Annotated in this window: 14 protein-coding genes and 1 tRNA gene; 9 read left to right on the forward strand and 6 right to left on the reverse strand. The window is 67.4% G+C overall.

The window, feature by feature from the left end; translation table 11 throughout:
• The first annotated feature begins 9 nt into the window (after positions 1–9).
• Positions 10–1,737 carry a putative porin gene (locus tag BW38_RS06835; protein ID WP_032976883.1) on the forward strand — a complete coding sequence of 576 codons (1,728 nt, stop codon included), beginning with the start codon at positions 10–12 and terminating at the stop codon, positions 1,735–1,737.
• A 55-nt stretch (positions 1,738–1,792) separates the two neighbouring features.
• The gene (locus BW38_RS06830; protein WP_235189974.1) at positions 1,793–2,569 is read left to right on the forward strand and encodes a SapC family protein; all 777 of its coding nucleotides are present in this window, start codon (positions 1,793–1,795) and stop codon (positions 2,567–2,569) included.
• Positions 2,570–2,820: 251 nt separating this feature from the next.
• Here the strand turns inward: BW38_RS06830 and BW38_RS06825 are convergent.
• A tRNA-Arg gene (locus BW38_RS06825) sits at positions 2,821–2,897 on the reverse strand.
• Positions 2,898–3,046: 149 nt separating this feature from the next.
• On the opposite strand from BW38_RS06825, the gene ubiA reads away from it, so the two are divergent.
• On the forward strand, positions 3,047–3,940 hold the full coding sequence (ubiA, locus tag BW38_RS06820) for a 4-hydroxybenzoate octaprenyltransferase (RefSeq protein ID WP_032976885.1): 894 nt from the start codon (positions 3,047–3,049) through the stop codon (positions 3,938–3,940).
• Between the two features lie 176 nt (positions 3,941–4,116).
• Positions 4,117–5,541, forward strand: coding sequence for a TIGR00366 family protein (locus tag BW38_RS06815; RefSeq protein WP_200867511.1), 1,425 nt, complete (start codon positions 4,117–4,119; stop codon positions 5,539–5,541).
• A gap of 101 nt (positions 5,542–5,642) precedes the next feature.
• Here BW38_RS06815 and BW38_RS06810 read toward each other — a convergent pair whose 3' ends face one another.
• Positions 5,643–7,307 (reverse strand): AMP-binding protein, encoded by a 1,665-nt coding sequence (locus BW38_RS06810; protein ID WP_200867512.1) that lies wholly within the window; start codon positions 7,305–7,307, stop codon positions 5,643–5,645.
• A 310-nt stretch (positions 7,308–7,617) separates the two neighbouring features.
• On the opposite strand from BW38_RS06810, the gene BW38_RS22030 reads away from it, so the two are divergent.
• On the forward strand, positions 7,618–7,779 hold the full coding sequence (locus BW38_RS22030) for a hypothetical protein (protein ID WP_164745118.1): 162 nt from the start codon (positions 7,618–7,620) through the stop codon (positions 7,777–7,779).
• 54 nt (positions 7,780–7,833) lie between these two features.
• Here BW38_RS22030 and BW38_RS06805 read toward each other — a convergent pair whose 3' ends face one another.
• On the reverse strand, positions 7,834–8,460 hold the full coding sequence (locus BW38_RS06805) for a YiiX/YebB-like N1pC/P60 family cysteine hydrolase (protein WP_032976963.1): 627 nt from the start codon (positions 8,458–8,460) through the stop codon (positions 7,834–7,836).
• Positions 8,461–8,541: 81 nt separating this feature from the next.
• Between BW38_RS06805 and BW38_RS06800 the strand changes: the two genes are divergently transcribed.
• The 3 genes from BW38_RS06800 (at position 8,542) to BW38_RS06790 (ending at position 12,392) form a co-directional block, all read left to right on the forward strand.
• Positions 8,542–9,066 carry a hypothetical protein gene (locus BW38_RS06800; RefSeq protein WP_032976888.1) on the forward strand — a complete coding sequence of 175 codons (525 nt, stop codon included), beginning with the start codon at positions 8,542–8,544 and terminating at the stop codon, positions 9,064–9,066.
• 72 nt (positions 9,067–9,138) lie between these two features.
• A complete protein-coding gene (locus BW38_RS06795; RefSeq protein ID WP_032976890.1) occupies positions 9,139–10,983 on the forward strand; it encodes a M3 family metallopeptidase in 1,845 nt (614 codons plus the stop codon).
• Positions 10,980–12,392: a TPM domain-containing protein gene (locus tag BW38_RS06790; protein ID WP_032976892.1), complete on the forward strand. Its 1,413-nt coding sequence runs from the start codon at positions 10,980–10,982 to the stop codon at positions 12,390–12,392. The genes BW38_RS06795 and BW38_RS06790 overlap by 4 nt, the downstream gene beginning before the upstream one ends.
• 1 nt (position 12,393) lies before the next feature.
• Here the strand turns inward: BW38_RS06790 and BW38_RS06785 are convergent, their stop codons facing one another.
• From BW38_RS06785 to BW38_RS06775, 3 genes are all read right to left on the reverse strand, one after another.
• The gene (locus BW38_RS06785) at positions 12,394–13,065 is read right to left on the reverse strand and encodes a VOC family protein (RefSeq protein ID WP_032976893.1); all 672 of its coding nucleotides are present in this window, start codon (positions 13,063–13,065) and stop codon (positions 12,394–12,396) included.
• Between the two features lie 118 nt (positions 13,066–13,183).
• Entirely contained in the window at positions 13,184–14,263 is a 1,080-nt protein-coding gene (locus BW38_RS06780) for an alpha/beta fold hydrolase (RefSeq protein WP_032976964.1), read from the reverse strand.
• A 16-nt stretch (positions 14,264–14,279) separates the two neighbouring features.
• Positions 14,280–15,107, reverse strand: a complete 828-nt coding sequence (locus BW38_RS06775) for an AraC family transcriptional regulator (protein ID WP_032976895.1) — start codon at positions 15,105–15,107, stop codon at positions 14,280–14,282.
• Positions 15,108–15,189: 82 nt separating this feature from the next.
• Here BW38_RS06775 and BW38_RS06770 point away from each other — a divergent pair, with 82 nt between their 5' ends.
• On the forward strand, positions 15,190–15,675 hold the full coding sequence (locus BW38_RS06770; RefSeq protein ID WP_235189975.1) for a hypothetical protein: 486 nt from the start codon (positions 15,190–15,192) through the stop codon (positions 15,673–15,675).
• Positions 15,676–15,793: the final 118 nt, after the last annotated feature.

The following is a 15,793-nucleotide window of genomic DNA, read 5'->3' on the forward strand; positions in this document are numbered from 1 at the left end:
AGCAAGCCGATGACCCGTTCCAACTCCTTCCCCGTGCTGCGGCACCTGCGTCGCTCTGCCGTGGCCACCGGCATCGTGCTGGCACTGGCCAGCGGCGGTGTCCACGCCCAGCAGGTCGGTGGCGAAAGCACCATGATCAAGCTGATCCGTGGCCTGATGGACAGTGGCGCACTGACCCCGGAAGCCGGCCAGGCATTGCTGCTGGAAGCACAGCGCGATGCGGCCGCATCTACCACGGCCAGCACCGCCGCCGGTACGGCCCAGGCCGGCGATGTGCGCGTGCCGTACATCCCGCAGACCGTGCGCGATGAGATCCGCGATGAGCTCAAGGCCAGCGTGATGACCGAAGCGAAGGCCAATGGCTGGGCAGCACCTGACCAGGTGCCGGAGTGGACCCAGCGCCTGCGCGTGCAGGGCGATGTGCGTGTGCGCAACGAGAGTCGCCTGTATTCCGAACGCAACAGCGACATCGAAGTGGATTGGGCACGCATCAATGCTGGCAATGGCTACGACGTCAACGGCAATACCCATCTGGGCCTGCCGCCGCTGCGCAACAACCGCCAGGACCGCAACAACTCCTGGCGTATCCGCGCCCGGCTGGGCGTGGTGGCCGATCTGGGCGAACACACCCGCGCCGGCGTGCGTTTGGCCACCGGCAACGACAATGGTCCGGTGTCCTCCACCCAGACGCTGGGCGGTGGCTTGGCCAAGAAGGATGTCTGGCTGGACCAGGCCTGGTTGTCGTGGGCGCCAGTGCAGGGGCTGGAAGTGATCGGTGGTCGCTTCGGCAATCCGTACTGGTCCACCGACACCCTGTTCTCCAACGATCTCAACTTCGATGGCGTGGCGTTCAAGTACCGCCAGGCATTGGGTGATGGCGGCCTCTCGCTGTTCGCAACGCTGGGGCTGACTCCGCTGGAGTATTCCTCCGACGGCTTCCCCAACACCAGCCAGAGCAAGATGAAGAGCGAGAACAAGTGGCTCAACGGTCTGCAGGTGGGCGCGGACTGGCAGTTCGGCAACGAGCAGAAGCTGCGCGCGGCGGTCGGTTACTTCGACTTCCGCAACATCGCCGGCGAGTACTCGCAGCCCTGCGCGCTGTATGCCGGTGCCGATTTCTGCAGCAGCGACTGGTCGCGCCCGGCGTTCATGCAGAAGGGCAACACCCTGATGCTGCTGCGTAACATCGCGCTGAATCCGCTGGACCCAGCCAACACGCCGATGCCGCAGTACGTGGGCCTGGCATCGGAGTTCGAGCTGCTGGACCTCAACCTGGCGTGGGAAACACCGCTGTTCGCTGGATACGCGTTGCGTCTGGAAGGCCACGGCATCAAGAACCTGGCCTTCGACCGCAACGCCATGTGGCGTCGCGCGCAGGGCGGCATCGTCACCAACCTGGCCACCGCCGCCAACGGCGTGGCCGGGCCACAGGACATCGACAGTGGCGACATGGCCTACATGGCGCAGGCTACGTTCGGCCACCTCGCGCTGAAGCAGGCCGGCGACTGGAACCTGTGGCTGGGCTACAAGCGCCTTGAGGCCGATGCACTGCCCGATGCCTACAACGATTCCAACTTCCACCTGGGCGGCACCAATGCCAAGGGCTACTACCTGGGCAGCTCCTACATGTTCGACAGGAACGTGTCGCTGACCGGACGCTGGATGGCGGCCAAGGAGATCACTGGTGCGCCGCAGTCCATCGACGTGTTCCAGCTGGAAGTGAACGCTGGCTTCTGACGTGACGGCCGGCGTTCGCGCCGGCCGCTTCCCCGCACTCTGGATGCAAACCGAAATGATCGAAGACTCCCAACTGTCCGTAGCCGAGAGTGATGCCGTGGACGCGCTGTCCGCGCAGGACGCCGTTGGCCCGATGTACCCGCCGCTGTACCGCGCGCCGGTAATGCTGTCCTCGCGCGACCATGCGCGCTGGCGCCTGTTGCCTGGCGATGCCGCCTTCGCTGCGGCCAGCCATGCCGTGCCACTGGTGCTGGGCGAATTTGCCGCTGCTGCGCGTTGCTACCCGCTGGTGTTTGTCGGCGAAGAAGCCGCGCCGGTGGCCGTGCTGGGTCTGGAGGCCGAGCACAATCGTTTCGTGGTGGCCGACCGATGGCAGAGCGGCGCCTATGTGCCGGCCTACGTGCGCCGCTACCCCTTCGTGTTCGCGCGGACCGCCCAACCCGAAGGGTATGCGTTGGCCATCGATGCCGATGCAGCGATGCTGCGCACCGAGGGTGACGAAGGCCAGCCACTGTTCGAGGCCGATGGCCAGCCCAGCGGGTTGACCCGTCAGGCGTTGCAGTTCTGCGAAGCCTTCACCAGCGAAGCCGCTGCTACCGCTGCCTTCAGCGCGCAGCTGCTGGCCTCGGGCGTGCTGGTGGATCGCCAGGCCGATGTAGAGCGTGCCGACGGTCGAACCTCCAGCCTTCTCGGCTTCCAGGTCGTCGATCCCGATCGTTTCGCTGCGCTGCCCGAAGCGACCGTCATCGCCTGGCATCGGCAGGGCTGGTTGGCGCCGTTGCATTTCCACCTGGCCTCGCTGGCGCGCTTCAACGACCTGCTGAACGGCTGACACCTTCACCGGGATACTGGACAGGCGCACGACACGGATGTCGAAGGCCGCGCGCGATGCGTGGCCTGCTGCCCCCCAGGCAGGTGGGAAGACCTCGCCCTGGCATGGCTGCACCCTGTCCGGATCCCGACCTTTGTGCTGCGAAGGATCGGCTCTGCAGCGTCGAGCCGTGCTCGACTGGCCTCAACACGAATGCACGCTTCAGCGTTCCCGGCCAGACAGCGGCCAGGTTGAAATCGTCGCAGGGAAGATGGCGCGCCCGGAGGGATTCGAACCCCCGACCAATGGCTTCGGAAGCCACTACTCTATCCGGCTGAGCTACGAGCGCGTGGTGGAACCGCCGCGCCGTCGGCCAGGGCCGGGGCGGGCATCGCAACGCAATGAGGCGGTGCGGGATGGGCATTCTATCCAGTTTCGCCGCACAAATCTCCCCCCGCCGGCAAAGTCGGTCCGAAGGCACAGGAGTATCCTAGTGTCATGGCTGATACCCCCCTTTCCGCGCCGCATCCGGCGCCGACGCCGCGTTGGCGGCATTACTGGTCCCTGATGCGCGCCGATCGCCCGATCGGCACGCTGCTGCTGCTGTGGCCCACCTGGTGGGCGTTGTGGCTGGCCGCTGGCGGCCTGCCGCCGCTGTGGACCCTGTTCGTGTTCACCGCTGGCGTCTGGCTGACCCGCTCGGCCGGTTGCGTCATCAACGACTACGCCGACCGCTGGCTCGACCCGCACGTAGAGCGCACCAAGGCGCGACCGCTGGTGACCGGCGCAATCAGCGGCCGGGCGGCGCTGGTGCTGTTCGCGGTGCTGATGCTGGTGGCCTTCGGCCTGGTGCTGACCCTGAACGGCCTGACCATCGCCCTGAGCTTCATCGGCGTGTTCCTGGCGGCCAGCTATCCCTACCTGAAGCGCTACACCCATCTGCCGCAGGTCTACCTGGGCATGTCCTTCGGCTGGGGCATCCCGATGGCCTTCGCCGCCGTGCAGGGCGAGGTGCCGATGCTGGGCTGGCTGCTGTATGCCGGCAACATCCTGTGGTCCACCGCCTACGACACGTGGTACGCCATGGTCGACCGCGAAGACGACCTGAAGATGGGTTCGCACTCCACTGCGATCCTGTTCGGCGATCTGGACCTGGTCATCCAGGGCGTGCTGTACGCGCTGTTCCTGGCCACGATGGCGCTGGTGGGCGTGCGCGGCGGGCTGGGTGGGTACTACCTGGCCGGCGTAGCGGTGGCGACGCTGCTGGTGGTGTACGAGTTCTGGATCTGCCGCAACCGCGAGCGTGGGCCGTGCTTCAAGGCCTTCCTGCACAACAACTGGGTGGGTGCCGCGCTGTTTGCCGGTATCGCCGTGGATCTGGCGCTGCGTTGAGAAGGCCGCCGGGCATGGCCCGGCGCTACCCGGCGCCCATGTGCACGGGTCGGAATCCTCGGTCGAACTGGTAGCGCCGGGCCATGCCCGGCGGGCGGCCACCTACGACCAATAGGTGGCTGACAGCCCGCACCCCACCGCCCAGAATCAGGCCATCGAACCTGGGAGGGTAGGTGATGGCCTCGACGGCAACAGTACAGGACGGCTGGATGGCGCGCGCCGCGCTGCGCTCGGCCGCCTGGGCGGAAAAGTGGTTCCCCGATGCGTACGTATTCGCGGTGCTCGGCGTGGTCATCGTCGCGCTGGCGGCGATGGGCTTCGGCGCCACCCCGCGGGCCACCGCCAGCGCCTTCGGCGACGGCTTCTGGAGCCTGATTCCCTTCACCATGCAGATGGCCTTCGTGGTCGTCGGTGGTTATGCGGTAGCCACCGCACCGGTGGTCGCGCGCTTCATCGACTACCTGGCCCGGGTGCCACGCACCGGTCGTGGTGCCGTGGTGTACGTCGGTCTGGTCAGCATGCTGGCCTCGCTGCTCAGCTGGGGCTTCTCGCTGGTGTTCGGCGGCCTGCTGGTGCGCGCGCTGGCCCGCCGCACCGAGCTGCGCATGGACTATCGGGCTGCCGGTGCCTCGGCCTACCTGGGCCTGGGCGCGGTGTGGGCGATGGGCCTGAGTTCGTCGGCGGCACAGTTGCAGGCCAACCCGGCCAGCATGCCGCCGGGGCTGGTGGAGATCACCGGCGTGCTGCCGTTCACCGAAACCATCTTCCTGTGGCAGTCGATCGCGTTGACCTCGGTGTTGATCGTGGTTTCGCTGCTGATCGCCTGGCTGACCGCGCCGGCCGCCGGCAGTGCGCGTACCGCCGAAGATTTCCCCGGCGCGGCGCAGGCCGAACCGGAGCCGCTGCAGCGCCGCACCCGCCCGGGCGAATGGCTGGAGTACAGCCCGTTGTTGACCGTGCTGCTTTCGCTGCTGGCCTTCGGCTGGCTGTTCAACGAGTTCGCCAACAAGCCATTGGTCAGCGCGATCGCCAACCTCAACACCTACAACTTCATGTTCATCTCGCTGGGCCTGCTGCTGCACTGGCGCCCGCGCAGCTTCCTCAACGCGGTGGCCAAGGCGGTACCGAGCACCACCGGTGTGCTGATCCAGTTCCCGCTGTACGGCGGCATCGCGATGATCCTCACCCACGCTGCCGGTGGCGACGGTGAGACGCTGGCGCACCGGCTGTCGAGCCTGTTCGTGCACGTGGCCAGCACCGATACGTTCGCGCTGGTGATGGGCGTGTACTCGGCGGTGCTGGGCTTCTTCGTACCGTCCGGTGGCGGTAAGTGGATCATCGAAGCGCCCTACGTGATGCAGGCCGCGAACGAGCTGAAGGCGCACCTGGGCTGGGCGGTGCAGGTCTACAACGCGGCCGAAGCGCTGCCGAACCTGATCAATCCGTTCTGGATGCTGCCACTGCTGGGCGTGCTCGGCCTGAAGGCCCGCGACATCGTCGGCTTCACGTTCATCCAGCTGCTGGTGCACATCCCGCTGGTGCTGGGGTTGCTGTGGCTGCTGGGCATGACCCTGGCCTACGTGCCGCCGGTGATGCCGTAGCGCAAGCACAGGGTCATGTGGGGCCAGAGCCTCTCCGCTGGAGAGGATCCGACCCCGGGGTCAGATCCCTTTCGAAGGAAGGGCTCTGACCCCGGAGACCCTCAGCCAGCCGGCGCCAGTTTTTCGATCTCGGCCTTGCGCAGCAGGAAGCGCTGCAGCTTGCCACTGGGCGTCTTTGGTAGTTCCGCCACGAACGCCACCTGGCGAGGGTACGCATGGGCGGACAGCCGGCGTCGCACATGCTGCTGCAGTTCCTGGGCCAGCGTGTCGCTGCCGCTGAACCCAGCGCGCAGGATCACGAACGCTTTGACGATTTCGGTGCGCTCTGGATCGGGTACGCCGATCACCGCCGTTTCCGCCACCGCAGGGTGTTCCATCAGCACGCTCTCCACATCGAATGGACCGATGCGATAGCCCGAGGAGGTGATCAGGTCGTCCGAGCGACCGATGAAACTGATCGAGCCGTCGTCCTCGCATTCCACCGAATCACCGGTGAGGTAGTAGCGATCGCCCAGCGCCGGTGTGTCGGCACCGTAGTAGCCGGTGAACCACATGATCGGCGACTGCTGCAGGTCCACGGCGAGGATGCCGGGCGTGCGCGGCGGCAGTTCGTTGCCGGCATCATCCAGTACCGCCACGCGGTAACCGGGCATCGCAAAGCCCGATGATCCCGGCCGCACGGCGTGGTCCAGTGCGTGGTGGTTGTTGACCACCATGCCGGTCTCGGTCTGGCCGTAGTGGTCGAGCACCGTGGTGCCCAGATGGGCGGCGAACCAACGGGCGATCTCCGGGTTCAGCGGTTCGCCGGCGCTGCTCACCACCCGCAGCTTGCCGTTGATGGCCGCACTGGCCTCGGGCCCGGCGGCGATGATCTGCCGGTACGCTGTGGGCGAGCCGGCAAGATTGGTGACACCCAGCCGCGCGACGATGTCGTTCAGCCCCTGCACGCTGAAACCGGCTTCGCTGAAGGTGGTGGCCTGGCCCAGCAGCAGCGGGCCGATCACGGCGTAATACAGCCCATAGGCCCAGCCGGGATCGGCGATGTTCCAGAACACGTCCTCTGGGCGCAGGTCCACGGCCAACTGCATGTAACTGGCAAAGGCCAGCAATGCGCGCAGCGGCACCGGCACGCCCTTGGGGCTGCCGGTGGTGCCGGAGGTGGACAGCAGTGCCATCAGCGCATCGCCGCGCAGCATCACCGGCGCGAAATCAGGTGCAGCATCGGCGGTGCGTGCGGTCCAGTCGATGTCGCCGGCACGTAGTGTCTGCTCCGGTGCCAGGAGGGTGGCGACCGGCGGGCAGCCATCGACCTCGTCCAGCTTGCTGCGGTTTGCGCTGTCGGTCACCACCAATGCGGTGCGCCCGGTTTTCAACCGTGTTTCGATGGCCTTGGGGCCGAACGCAGTGAACAGCGGCTGGTAGATCGCACCCACCCGCCAGGTGCCGAGGATGGTCGCCAGCAGGTCCGGTGTACGCGGCAGCAGGCCGGCCACCACATCGCCCTTGCCGATGCCCTGCGCGGCCAGCACCTGGGCAACACGCGCAGAGGCATCGCGCAGGTCCTCGAAGGTGTACCGATGCAGGGCACCGTGGGCGTCCACCCAGCGCAGCGCCAGCGCATTGCGGCCGCAGTGGCGGTCGCAGCACTCCACGCAGGCGTTGATGCCGGTCTGCAGGTCACCGTGCAACTGTCGCTGTCCGCGCTCGATGCTGAAATCGGCCAGTGCCTGTTCGTAGGCGGGGCGTGCTGCAGTGTCGCGGGCCATGCGCATCTCCGGGGTGACGTCATTCCGACGATAGGCGGCGGCCCTGCATGCTGCAAATGGGACCATGGGCGTAGGCCGCCGCTGCGCGCGCCGCGGCGGACAAGAACGCTGAATGCGTTCGTTTCCGGCTGCAGCATGACGACATGCCAAACCCGCATGAATCCTTCAGTCGCTTGTGCCGCAAGGGCTGGCGCCGGTTCATTCACGCACGTACACATGGGTGTAGCCCGCTCACAACGCATGGTTAACCAATCGCTGCCGACGATGGCCCCGTCCACCGCATTCCGCGCGTGGCATTTGGAGATCGGACATGGCACAGCAGAACCAGAACCCGAACCAGAAGCAGCAGGGCCAGCAGAACCAGCAGGATCAGCAGCAGGGGCGCGGCCGCGACCAGCAGCAGCAACAGCAGCAGGAGCAGCAGAAGCGCAACCAGAACCAGCAGCAGGGCGGGCAGGACGAGGAAGAGTGATCCTGGCAGCCGCCATCCATCACCGACGAAGCCCCGCCCCGCGCGGGGCTTCGCTTATTCCAGCACGCCGATCCGCTGCAGCACCGGTGCTGCAGCCATGTCGTTGGGGTTGGTACCGGGCAGGCCCTGCGGCACCTCCATGCCCATGCCGCGATACAGATCAACCCAGTGCCGGGAGATCTCACCGGTCTGCGGGTTGCGGAAGTTCATCGGCTGCAGTGCGAACACATGGTGCGCACGGAACGCGCGCTCGATGAAATCCGAGCAGTAGTAACTGTCGTCGTTCAACACGTAGGCAGTGTTGTACGGTTTGCCCAGCATCGTGCGCGCGGTGGCCACGGCATCGGCGATGGCATTGTCCGGCGGCGCACGCAGGCGATAGACCACGATCTGCCGCTGCTTGCCTTTCGCGTCCTCGCGGAACTGTTCCAGCGTCTGCCGGCGCGAGCCCTTCTCATCGGCGTGCAGCACCTCCCAGCCCTGCGGTGCGGAAGCCACCAGCGCGACATGGTCGAAACTCGGCGCGCCCTGTTTTCCGGTCGCATCGTCGATGGCCGCACTCAGGCCGCCATGGCCGGCGGTGACGAACAGCAGGTCGCCGTCGCGGACGTCGACGCCCATCGCCATGGCTGGCCACAGGGCAGGCAGCAGCAGGCCGATCAGGAGCAGGAGGCGGCGCATGGGCATCTCGGACAGGCGGAAAACCGCGATTGTAGGCGGCAGGGTAGGATGACGCGACCAAACCGGAATCAGGACGATCCCATGAAACCCCGCCGTTCCCTTGTGCTGCTGGCACCCGCCCTTGGCCTTGTGCTGTCCGCCTGCACGCCTGCGCCGCAGCCCGCGCCGGCTGAAGCCCCGGCTCCTGCAGCGGCACCTGCCAGCACAGCGACGGCGGTGGAGCCGGCGCCCGCACCCGCGCCCGCAGTGGCGACCGCAGCGTGCCCCCATCCCGCGTTCGACACCTTCCTGAAGCACTTCGGCAACGAGATCACCCTGCAGGAAAAGGCCACGGCCGATCCGCTGCTGGACAGCTACGTCGACGCCGGCGCCGAGCCTGAGCCGCGCACAGTGCAACGCCCGCTGGCATTGGCCGATGTCGAATGGCCGGTGATGCCTGATCCGGCAGGGTTGGCCGGGCAGGGCCGGCAGATGCAGGTGACGGCCGTGGCTGACGGGCAGATGCAGGTGCAGATCCGCACACCGGACAGCAGCGACCAGCAGACCTATACCTTCGCGCAGAGGCCGTGCTGGACGCTGGTCAAGCGCGAAGACGAGTCGATCTGAGGCCCGATCGGGACAGGCGCGCACCGTCGGCGGCTGCTAGGCTCCAAGCTCGTTCAAGGCACGGAGACGCCGATGCAGGCCCGCAGGATGCGCACCACCACCGTTACCCTGGTCATCGCCACGCTGTGGGCGATGACCACGTCCCTCGGCGCCCACGCGCAATCGCTGCACGCTGACGATCGCGCCTACTTTCCCAGCGCCGCCGCCGAACAGACGGCACGCATTGCCCTGGGCGAGCGCGTTGAGGCGTTGCAGGGCGCCACGGCGAGCGAGCCGTCCACGCGCTTCCGCCAGGCCGAAGCGCTGCAGGCGCAGTGCCTGCGCCACCATGCGTATCTGCATCTGCAGGCTGCCCGCAACGCACGCGATCGTCGCCCGGCGCAGGCGCTGGACCAGGTGATGGGGCTGTGCAGCCGTATCGCCCGCGCTGGCAGGGCCGCCCTGCGTGAGGCACCGGCGGATGCACCCTGGTTGGCGTCCTACCGGTTCCTGCGCGACCGTGCGCTGCAGGAAGGTGCGGCGCCGGCCAATGCGCAGCTGGATGATGCCGTGGATACGCTGGCCGACCCGGCGCTGGATACCTTCGCGCGCCTGCATCGGCAGATCTTCCACAGCGCCGCATTTCCGCGCGTCGAGGGGGCTGGCCGCAGCTGGGATACCGGCGCTGACAAGCAGGCGCTGGCCCAGCACTCCGACCGTACGCTGCGTGAGGCCGGCTGGAAGGGATACTGGCAGGGCCTGCAGTCGCGCCGCGAGCCGATGGCTTCGGTGCTGCTGGGCCTGGCGCAGGTGAATGACGCCGCCGCGCGCCTGCAGGGAGACGGCTCGGCCACCGCACGTGGCTACCGCCGCATGGGCATGGATACGGCGACCGTCGACGCGACGCTGGCAGCGATCGAGCGCCACGCGGCAGACCGTCGTGCCTACCAGGACATGCTGCTGCAGCATGCTGGGCGCAGCGGCATCACGTCGCCGCAGGTCTGGGATACCACCGTGCCGGATGCCGGCTATACACCACCGGTGCTGACGCTTGAGCAGCTGCGCGATACCGCCGCCGATGCCATGCAGCACCTGGGGCCTGAGTATGTCGCCGAGCTGCGCGCGCTGCTGGACCCTGCGCACAAGCGCATGGACCTGGCCACCGTGCTGGGCAGCCGCAGCCACGACGCGTTCCAGGTAGTTGCTCCGGACATGCCGTCGCTGTTGTTCGTGGGGCTGCGCAGCGGGGATCTGGAGAGCGACGTGGAGATCGCCCATGAAGCCGGGCATGCCGTGCACGGGCAATGGATGCAACGCGGCCATGCCTCGCCGTTGCAGCGCAATGGCAGTGCGTGGCTGACCGAAGCCTTTGCCATCTACAACGAACTGCGTTTCCGTGACCAGCTGTACCAGCAGGCACAGGATCCTCGCGCCAAGGCGTACTACCTGAAATCGCTGCTGGATGACATGGTGATGCAGCTGTTCACCTCCTCCGAGGAAGCGCAGCTGGAGCAGTCGATCTACCAGGGCGTGGCTGGCAACACCCTGGGCACCGCCGACGATCTGGATGCGCTCACCGGCCAAGTGCTGGCGCGCTATGGCCAGCAGCCGCAACGCTACCCGCAGCTGCGCAGTAACTGGATCAGCAAGCGCCTGATGTACGAGGACCCGCAGTACCTGGTCAACTATCTCTACGCCGGCCTGCTGGCGGTGCAGCTGTATGTGCAGGACCAGCAGGACCCGGAGGGTTTCCGCCAGCGTTATCTGACCGTGCTGGGCGAGGGCTTTGATCGCGCACCGCAGGAACAGGTGGCGCAGTTGCTGGGACATGCACCGGAATGGCCGGCACTGGTAGACGCGGACCTGCAGGTGTTCGCGCAGAACGCTGCCCGGCTGCAGGCGTTGTATGCGCAGATCGAGGCAGGGCAGGGCACATGAGCCGGGTGCCGCAGGCGCGCGTTGCCAAGCCGTGGGCGTGGCTTGTGCTGCTGCTCTGCCTGTTGCCGTTGCTGTCGCTGGCGGCAGCCCCGATTCCTGCACTGGACGACCCGGTAGTGGACACCGCCAATGCGCTGTCCCCCAGTACCCACGCCACGCTGCGCGAGCAGGCATTGCAGCTGCAGGCACGCAAGGGCGCGCAGCTGCAGGTGCTGGTGGTGCCCAGCGTTGGCGAGGAAGGCATCGAAGCCTATGCGCAGCGGGTCTTCGACCAATGGCAGCTGGGCCGCGCCGGCGTCGATGATGGCGTGCTGCTGCTGGTGGCGGTGCAGGATCGGCGCGTACGCATCCAGACCGGCTATGGCCTGGAAGGCACCATTCCTGATGCGTATGCCGCGCGCATCATCGACAAGGCGATCGTGCCGCGGCTGCGCGAGGGAGACCTGGACCAGGGCGTGCTGGACGGCACCGCGGTGCTGGTGGCGCTGGTCGATGGTGAGGAAATGCCGCCCTGGGAAGATCCGTCGGCACGCAACGTGTTGCCCGCGGACTGGCGCACGGGGGATTCGGTCGTCGCGCTGACGTTGTTGGCGGGCTTCCTGGCCGGTCTGTGGCGATCGCCACCGCGTCTGCTGGCGACCAGGACCGAAGCCGATTTCACCGGTAACCGCCGCGAGCGGCGGCGCAAGGCACTGGCAGCCAATGCGGCGGTGCCCAGGTCAACGTGGCCGACATTGCCTGCCTGGGGCAGGCCGCTGCTGGTGACGGCGGTGATCGCCGCGGGAGGGCTTTCTGCGTCGCTGCTGCTGCCGCGCCATGTGCTGCCGGCGTTGGTCTTCGTGCTGCTGCCCGCCGTACCGGTGGCAACCCTGCTGGGCTGGTGCTGGCGTCGCAGCGGCGGCGTACGCATCGTGCTGTACGGCATGCTGGCCGTCAGCACCGGCTTCTTCGCGGTGATGCTGGTACGCGTCCAGTTGCCGCCCAGCCTTGCGCTGCACACGCTGCTGAACCTGGCGGTCGGCATCGCCGCCATGCTGGTGTACTTCCTGGTGCAGGCCGGTCGCGCGCGTTGGCGGAAGAACCGCAACAGCTTCGCCATCCGCTTGGTGGTGCTGGTGCTGCTGAGCGGTGGCTATGCGCTGGGCGCGCTGCTGGCCATCGACCGTGCCGGCGACGAGAACGCCCGCGTGCTGGCGACGATCGTGTCCAGCATGGGCACGCTGTTCCTGTACTTCATCTGGGTGTTCACTCTGCTGCCCGGCGAAAAAGCCCGCGGCGGCCGGGGGGCGTCCAGAGGCTACCGCTCCTCGTCCAGCACCTCGTCGTCCAGTTCGTCCTCGAGCAGTTCCAGCGACTGGTCCGGTGGTGGCGGCCGCAGCGGAGGCGGTGGCGCCTCGGGCAGCTGGTAACTCAGGCCGCCTGCACCCGCCAGCCCAGCGCGGCATCGTGCAGCTCGCCGCTGCCGCTCACATCGGCCACCTGCAGCTGCAGGCCCTGCGCGTTGGGCAGGTCCTTCTGCTCGGGGAACCAACGGCGATCGGCAGCGACCACGATCAGCAGGCCCTCGTCATCGCCCATCGGCGCGAACTGGGGCGACGGCGGGCTGATCGGCCGCAGGCCGAAGCGTTGGTTGGATTGTTCGCGCACCGCATCGACATCATGGCTGGGCAGGCCGACCTCGCTCAGGCAGGTCAGTTCGCTGCCATGGAAGGCGCCAGTGCGGTCGCTGGCCGGCAAGCGCCTGCGGCCGATCAGTTCCAGGATCAGGCCATCGGGTCCGGTGAAATACACCGACTGCGACTGCCAGCTGCTTTCCAGTGCGAAGTAGTCCAGCCCTTCCGGATTGCATTGCAACGGCGTGCGTGCACGCAGCCAGCTCATGGCGTCGGCGAAGCGGTTGTCCGGCACATTGAAGGCAAGGTGCACGCCGCCTACCGGACGGCCATTCGCCGGTTGCAGCTGGATCGTGCTCCAGCCAATGCGGATCTGGTCGCCGGCCACCTCCAGCTGCAGCACGTCGCGGAAGTACGCGGCGACGTTGGCAACATCGGATACCGGCAGAGAAAGATGCAACAGGCGCATGATCGATCCTCCGTGGAGCGCTGGGGGCAGTGTAGTCCCGCGCACCTTTGCGCCGCGTCATCACCTGTGCAACGAATCGTTGTTGCCAGCCCTGGCATCGAGCCGTGCTCGACTGTCTTCAGCGCAAGGCTTCCCCGAAGAAGCGCACCGCGTCTTCCACCGCCACCGCATGCGTCTGCACCTTCGGTACCGCAGTCATGCACAGCGCCTGCAGCCGCTCATCCGCCAGCGGCGTGCAGGCAGACAGGAAATCGTAGTGGCCGACACCGGGCAGCGCGTGCAGCGTTGCTTTCGGAATCAGCGCCGCCGCCACATCACCGTTGGTCGCTGGCGGCGCCACTTCATCCGCTGAACCCAGCACGATCATCACCGGCTGTCGCAACGCCTTCAGCTGCTTCGGTGCAAACGCCTGCACGATGGCGGGCGCCAGCACGAACACCGCGCGCACGCCGGCAATCGAACGATCATCCTGTGCATGCTGCACGTACGGTTGCAGTTGTGGTGACGCCGCCGCAGCAAGACGCGCCGCCATCGTATGCGCGGCCGCTTCCTGCTGCGGCCTGCACACGCCGTCGTCCGGGTGCGCCTGGCAGAACGCCAGCAGCCGCGTCATGTCCGGCCGTGCGCCGGCGCTGAGCAGTGCGGTGAAGCCACCGGCGGAATAACCCACCACGCCCAGCCGCGACGCATCAACATGTGGCCCCAGCTGCGGGTCGGCCTGCACGGCCGCCAGCGCCGCCTTCAGGTCGTCGGCGCGCAGCCAGGTCAGCACGCTGCCGGCCAGCGTCATCTCATCGGCGCCGTTGTTGCCGGGGTGGTCCACGGCGATCACCAGGTAGCCAGCCCGCGCCAGCGCAGTGCCCAGCCACCCCATCATGCGCGCGGTGCCGCCATTGCCATGCGACAACAACAGGGTTGGCAGGCGCCCGCCGGCAATGGGGGCATCCTTCGCCGCGCGCCCCACCTCGAACAGCGGCGCATCCGGTGGCCCGATGGTCAGCGGCGTTTCTTCGCTGCCCGGCATTGCCGGGTACCACACGGTGAAGCGCAGCACCTCGCGCCGAGCACTGTCGCGGATCGCCGCGCTGTTCAGCGTTGTCACGCCATGACGTTCACCGGCAATGGTGGGAGCGGCCGCCATCGCCATCGGCGCCAGAGCAGCCAGCAGCAGGGTCAACATCCATCGTGTCGCGCGCATCATCGGTTTCTCCGGGTCAGTCAGGACGGTGATCGACCGGCAGCCAGATCTCCACGCCGCCATGGCCGGTATGCTCGTCGAAGCGGGTGTCGTAGCGTTCAAGATCCGGCGCGTTGGCCAGGTGGAGGTCGCTTGCCGGCAGGTACTGGTCCAGCAGCCAGAACCAGGTCGAGCGGATGGTGGAGATATGGCCGCCATGCCAGGCCACCAGGTAACGGCGCGCAGGCACATCCACCCGCTGCCAGTGTGCAGGCACCGATGGCAGTGCATTCACCGGCAAGGCTGCGATGTAGTCGAAGCCACCCTCGTCGTCGCTGCTGCAGCACACACCGAAACTGACCGGCGCCGGTGTTGGCCATTCGCGGTTGAGCTGCGCCCACTGCCCGGGAATCGCACCGCCGCTGTCGCGACTGTGGCGCATGCCGATGCCGGCCACCTGGAAGGGCGTGCAGTCGATCAGCCTGGGCGCCTCGGTGCAGGCCTGTGGCGCGTCGTCGAGGCGGATCGCGTGCACCAGTGCCAGTTCCTGCAGGCCCCGCTCGCGCACGCGCTCCGGGGTCTGCCCGAACTGCTCGCAGAAGGCACGGGTGAACGCGGCATGCGTGCTGTAGCCGGCTGCCAACGCCACCTGCAGGATGTCGCCGGCACCGTTGGCCAGCTGTTGCGCGGCGGCGGTCAGGCGACGTCCACGCAGGTAGCGCACCACCGAGGTGCCGGTGCGGGCCTGGAACAGGCGTGACAGGTGGAAGGGCGACAGTCCGGCGGCTGCCGCGATGTCGGCCAGCGCCAGCGGCTTGTCGGCATGGCTTTCGATGTACCACAACGCTTTGCCGGCTGCGCTCATCGCGCTGTCCCTCGTTCGAATGCCGGGCAGCGTACCGGATCGACGGGGTGGGGCGCTTAGCAGTTCTTGCGCCGGCAGGGCTTTGCGTTTGCCGTTGCACCGGCAACAATGCGGTCTTCATGGACACGATCGAGGCCAGGGACATGCCGGAAGTCACCGCTATCAGCCAGACCGCGCAGATCGCCGCATGGTGATGATCATTGCGATTGCCCTGCTGCCGGCGCTGCTGCCACTGGCGCTGCTGGTGCTCATGTGGCGGCGGGCACCGCGCTGGCGCGGCGACCCCTGGCTGTACCGTGTGATGTTCTCATTGCTGGCAGCACTGCTGGCGCCCACGTTGTTGATGGCAGGCCATGGCGGCCTGCCGTGCCCCACCATCGGTGGCCTTGTGCTGGTGCTCATGGACCTTGAGTGGATCGGCCAACTGCAGGTGAACCTGATTGCCTTCGGAACCGAGGACACTGCCATCCTCTCCGCGCCTTTCCTGTTCGTTTTCGCGATCGCGCTGGTCATCCCGCTGCGCACGGCGCGGCCCGCCGTCTTCGGCTTCGACGACGACACCGCATAGCGCAGAGCCCGGCATGGGTGGCGGCTGTACCTCCAGCGGTCGCAACTGTCGTCTCCACGTCATCGCTGCTTCACATCCCGCCCCGAGACTGCGCGCCTTGTCCAGGTCCCGCCTGGCC

Origin of the sequence: Stenotrophomonas sp. RIT309 (assembly GCF_000632045.1) — a bacterium.
Lineage (GTDB): Bacteria > Pseudomonadota > Gammaproteobacteria > Xanthomonadales > Xanthomonadaceae > Stenotrophomonas > Stenotrophomonas indicatrix.

Bases quoted from the DNA above. Each gene is read 5' to 3' on its own strand.
- BW38_RS06835 (WP_032976883.1), top strand. From the start codon at position 10: ATGACCCGTTCCAACTCCTTCCCCGTGCTGCGGCACCTGCGTCGCTCT.
- BW38_RS06830 (WP_235189974.1), top strand. From the start codon at position 1,793: ATGATCGAAGACTCCCAACTGTCCGTAGCCGAGAGTGATGCCGTGGAC.
- ubiA (WP_032976885.1), top strand. From the start codon at position 3,047: ATGGCTGATACCCCCCTTTCCGCGCCGCATCCGGCGCCGACGCCGCGT.
- BW38_RS06815 (WP_200867511.1), top strand. From the start codon at position 4,117: ATGGCCTCGACGGCAACAGTACAGGACGGCTGGATGGCGCGCGCCGCG.
- BW38_RS06810 (WP_200867512.1), bottom strand. From the start codon at position 7,307: ATGGCCCGCGACACTGCAGCACGCCCCGCCTACGAACAGGCACTGGCC.
- BW38_RS22030 (WP_164745118.1), top strand. From the start codon at position 7,618: ATGGCACAGCAGAACCAGAACCCGAACCAGAAGCAGCAGGGCCAGCAG.
- BW38_RS06805 (WP_032976963.1), bottom strand. From the start codon at position 8,460: ATGCGCCGCCTCCTGCTCCTGATCGGCCTGCTGCTGCCTGCCCTGTGG.
- BW38_RS06800 (WP_032976888.1), top strand. From the start codon at position 8,542: ATGAAACCCCGCCGTTCCCTTGTGCTGCTGGCACCCGCCCTTGGCCTT.
- BW38_RS06795 (WP_032976890.1), top strand. From the start codon at position 9,139: ATGCAGGCCCGCAGGATGCGCACCACCACCGTTACCCTGGTCATCGCC.
- BW38_RS06790 (WP_032976892.1), top strand. From the start codon at position 10,980: ATGAGCCGGGTGCCGCAGGCGCGCGTTGCCAAGCCGTGGGCGTGGCTT.
- BW38_RS06785 (WP_032976893.1), bottom strand. From the start codon at position 13,065: ATGCGCCTGTTGCATCTTTCTCTGCCGGTATCCGATGTTGCCAACGTC.
- BW38_RS06780 (WP_032976964.1), bottom strand. From the start codon at position 14,263: ATGCGCGCGACACGATGGATGTTGACCCTGCTGCTGGCTGCTCTGGCG.
- BW38_RS06775 (WP_032976895.1), bottom strand. From the start codon at position 15,107: ATGAGCGCAGCCGGCAAAGCGTTGTGGTACATCGAAAGCCATGCCGAC.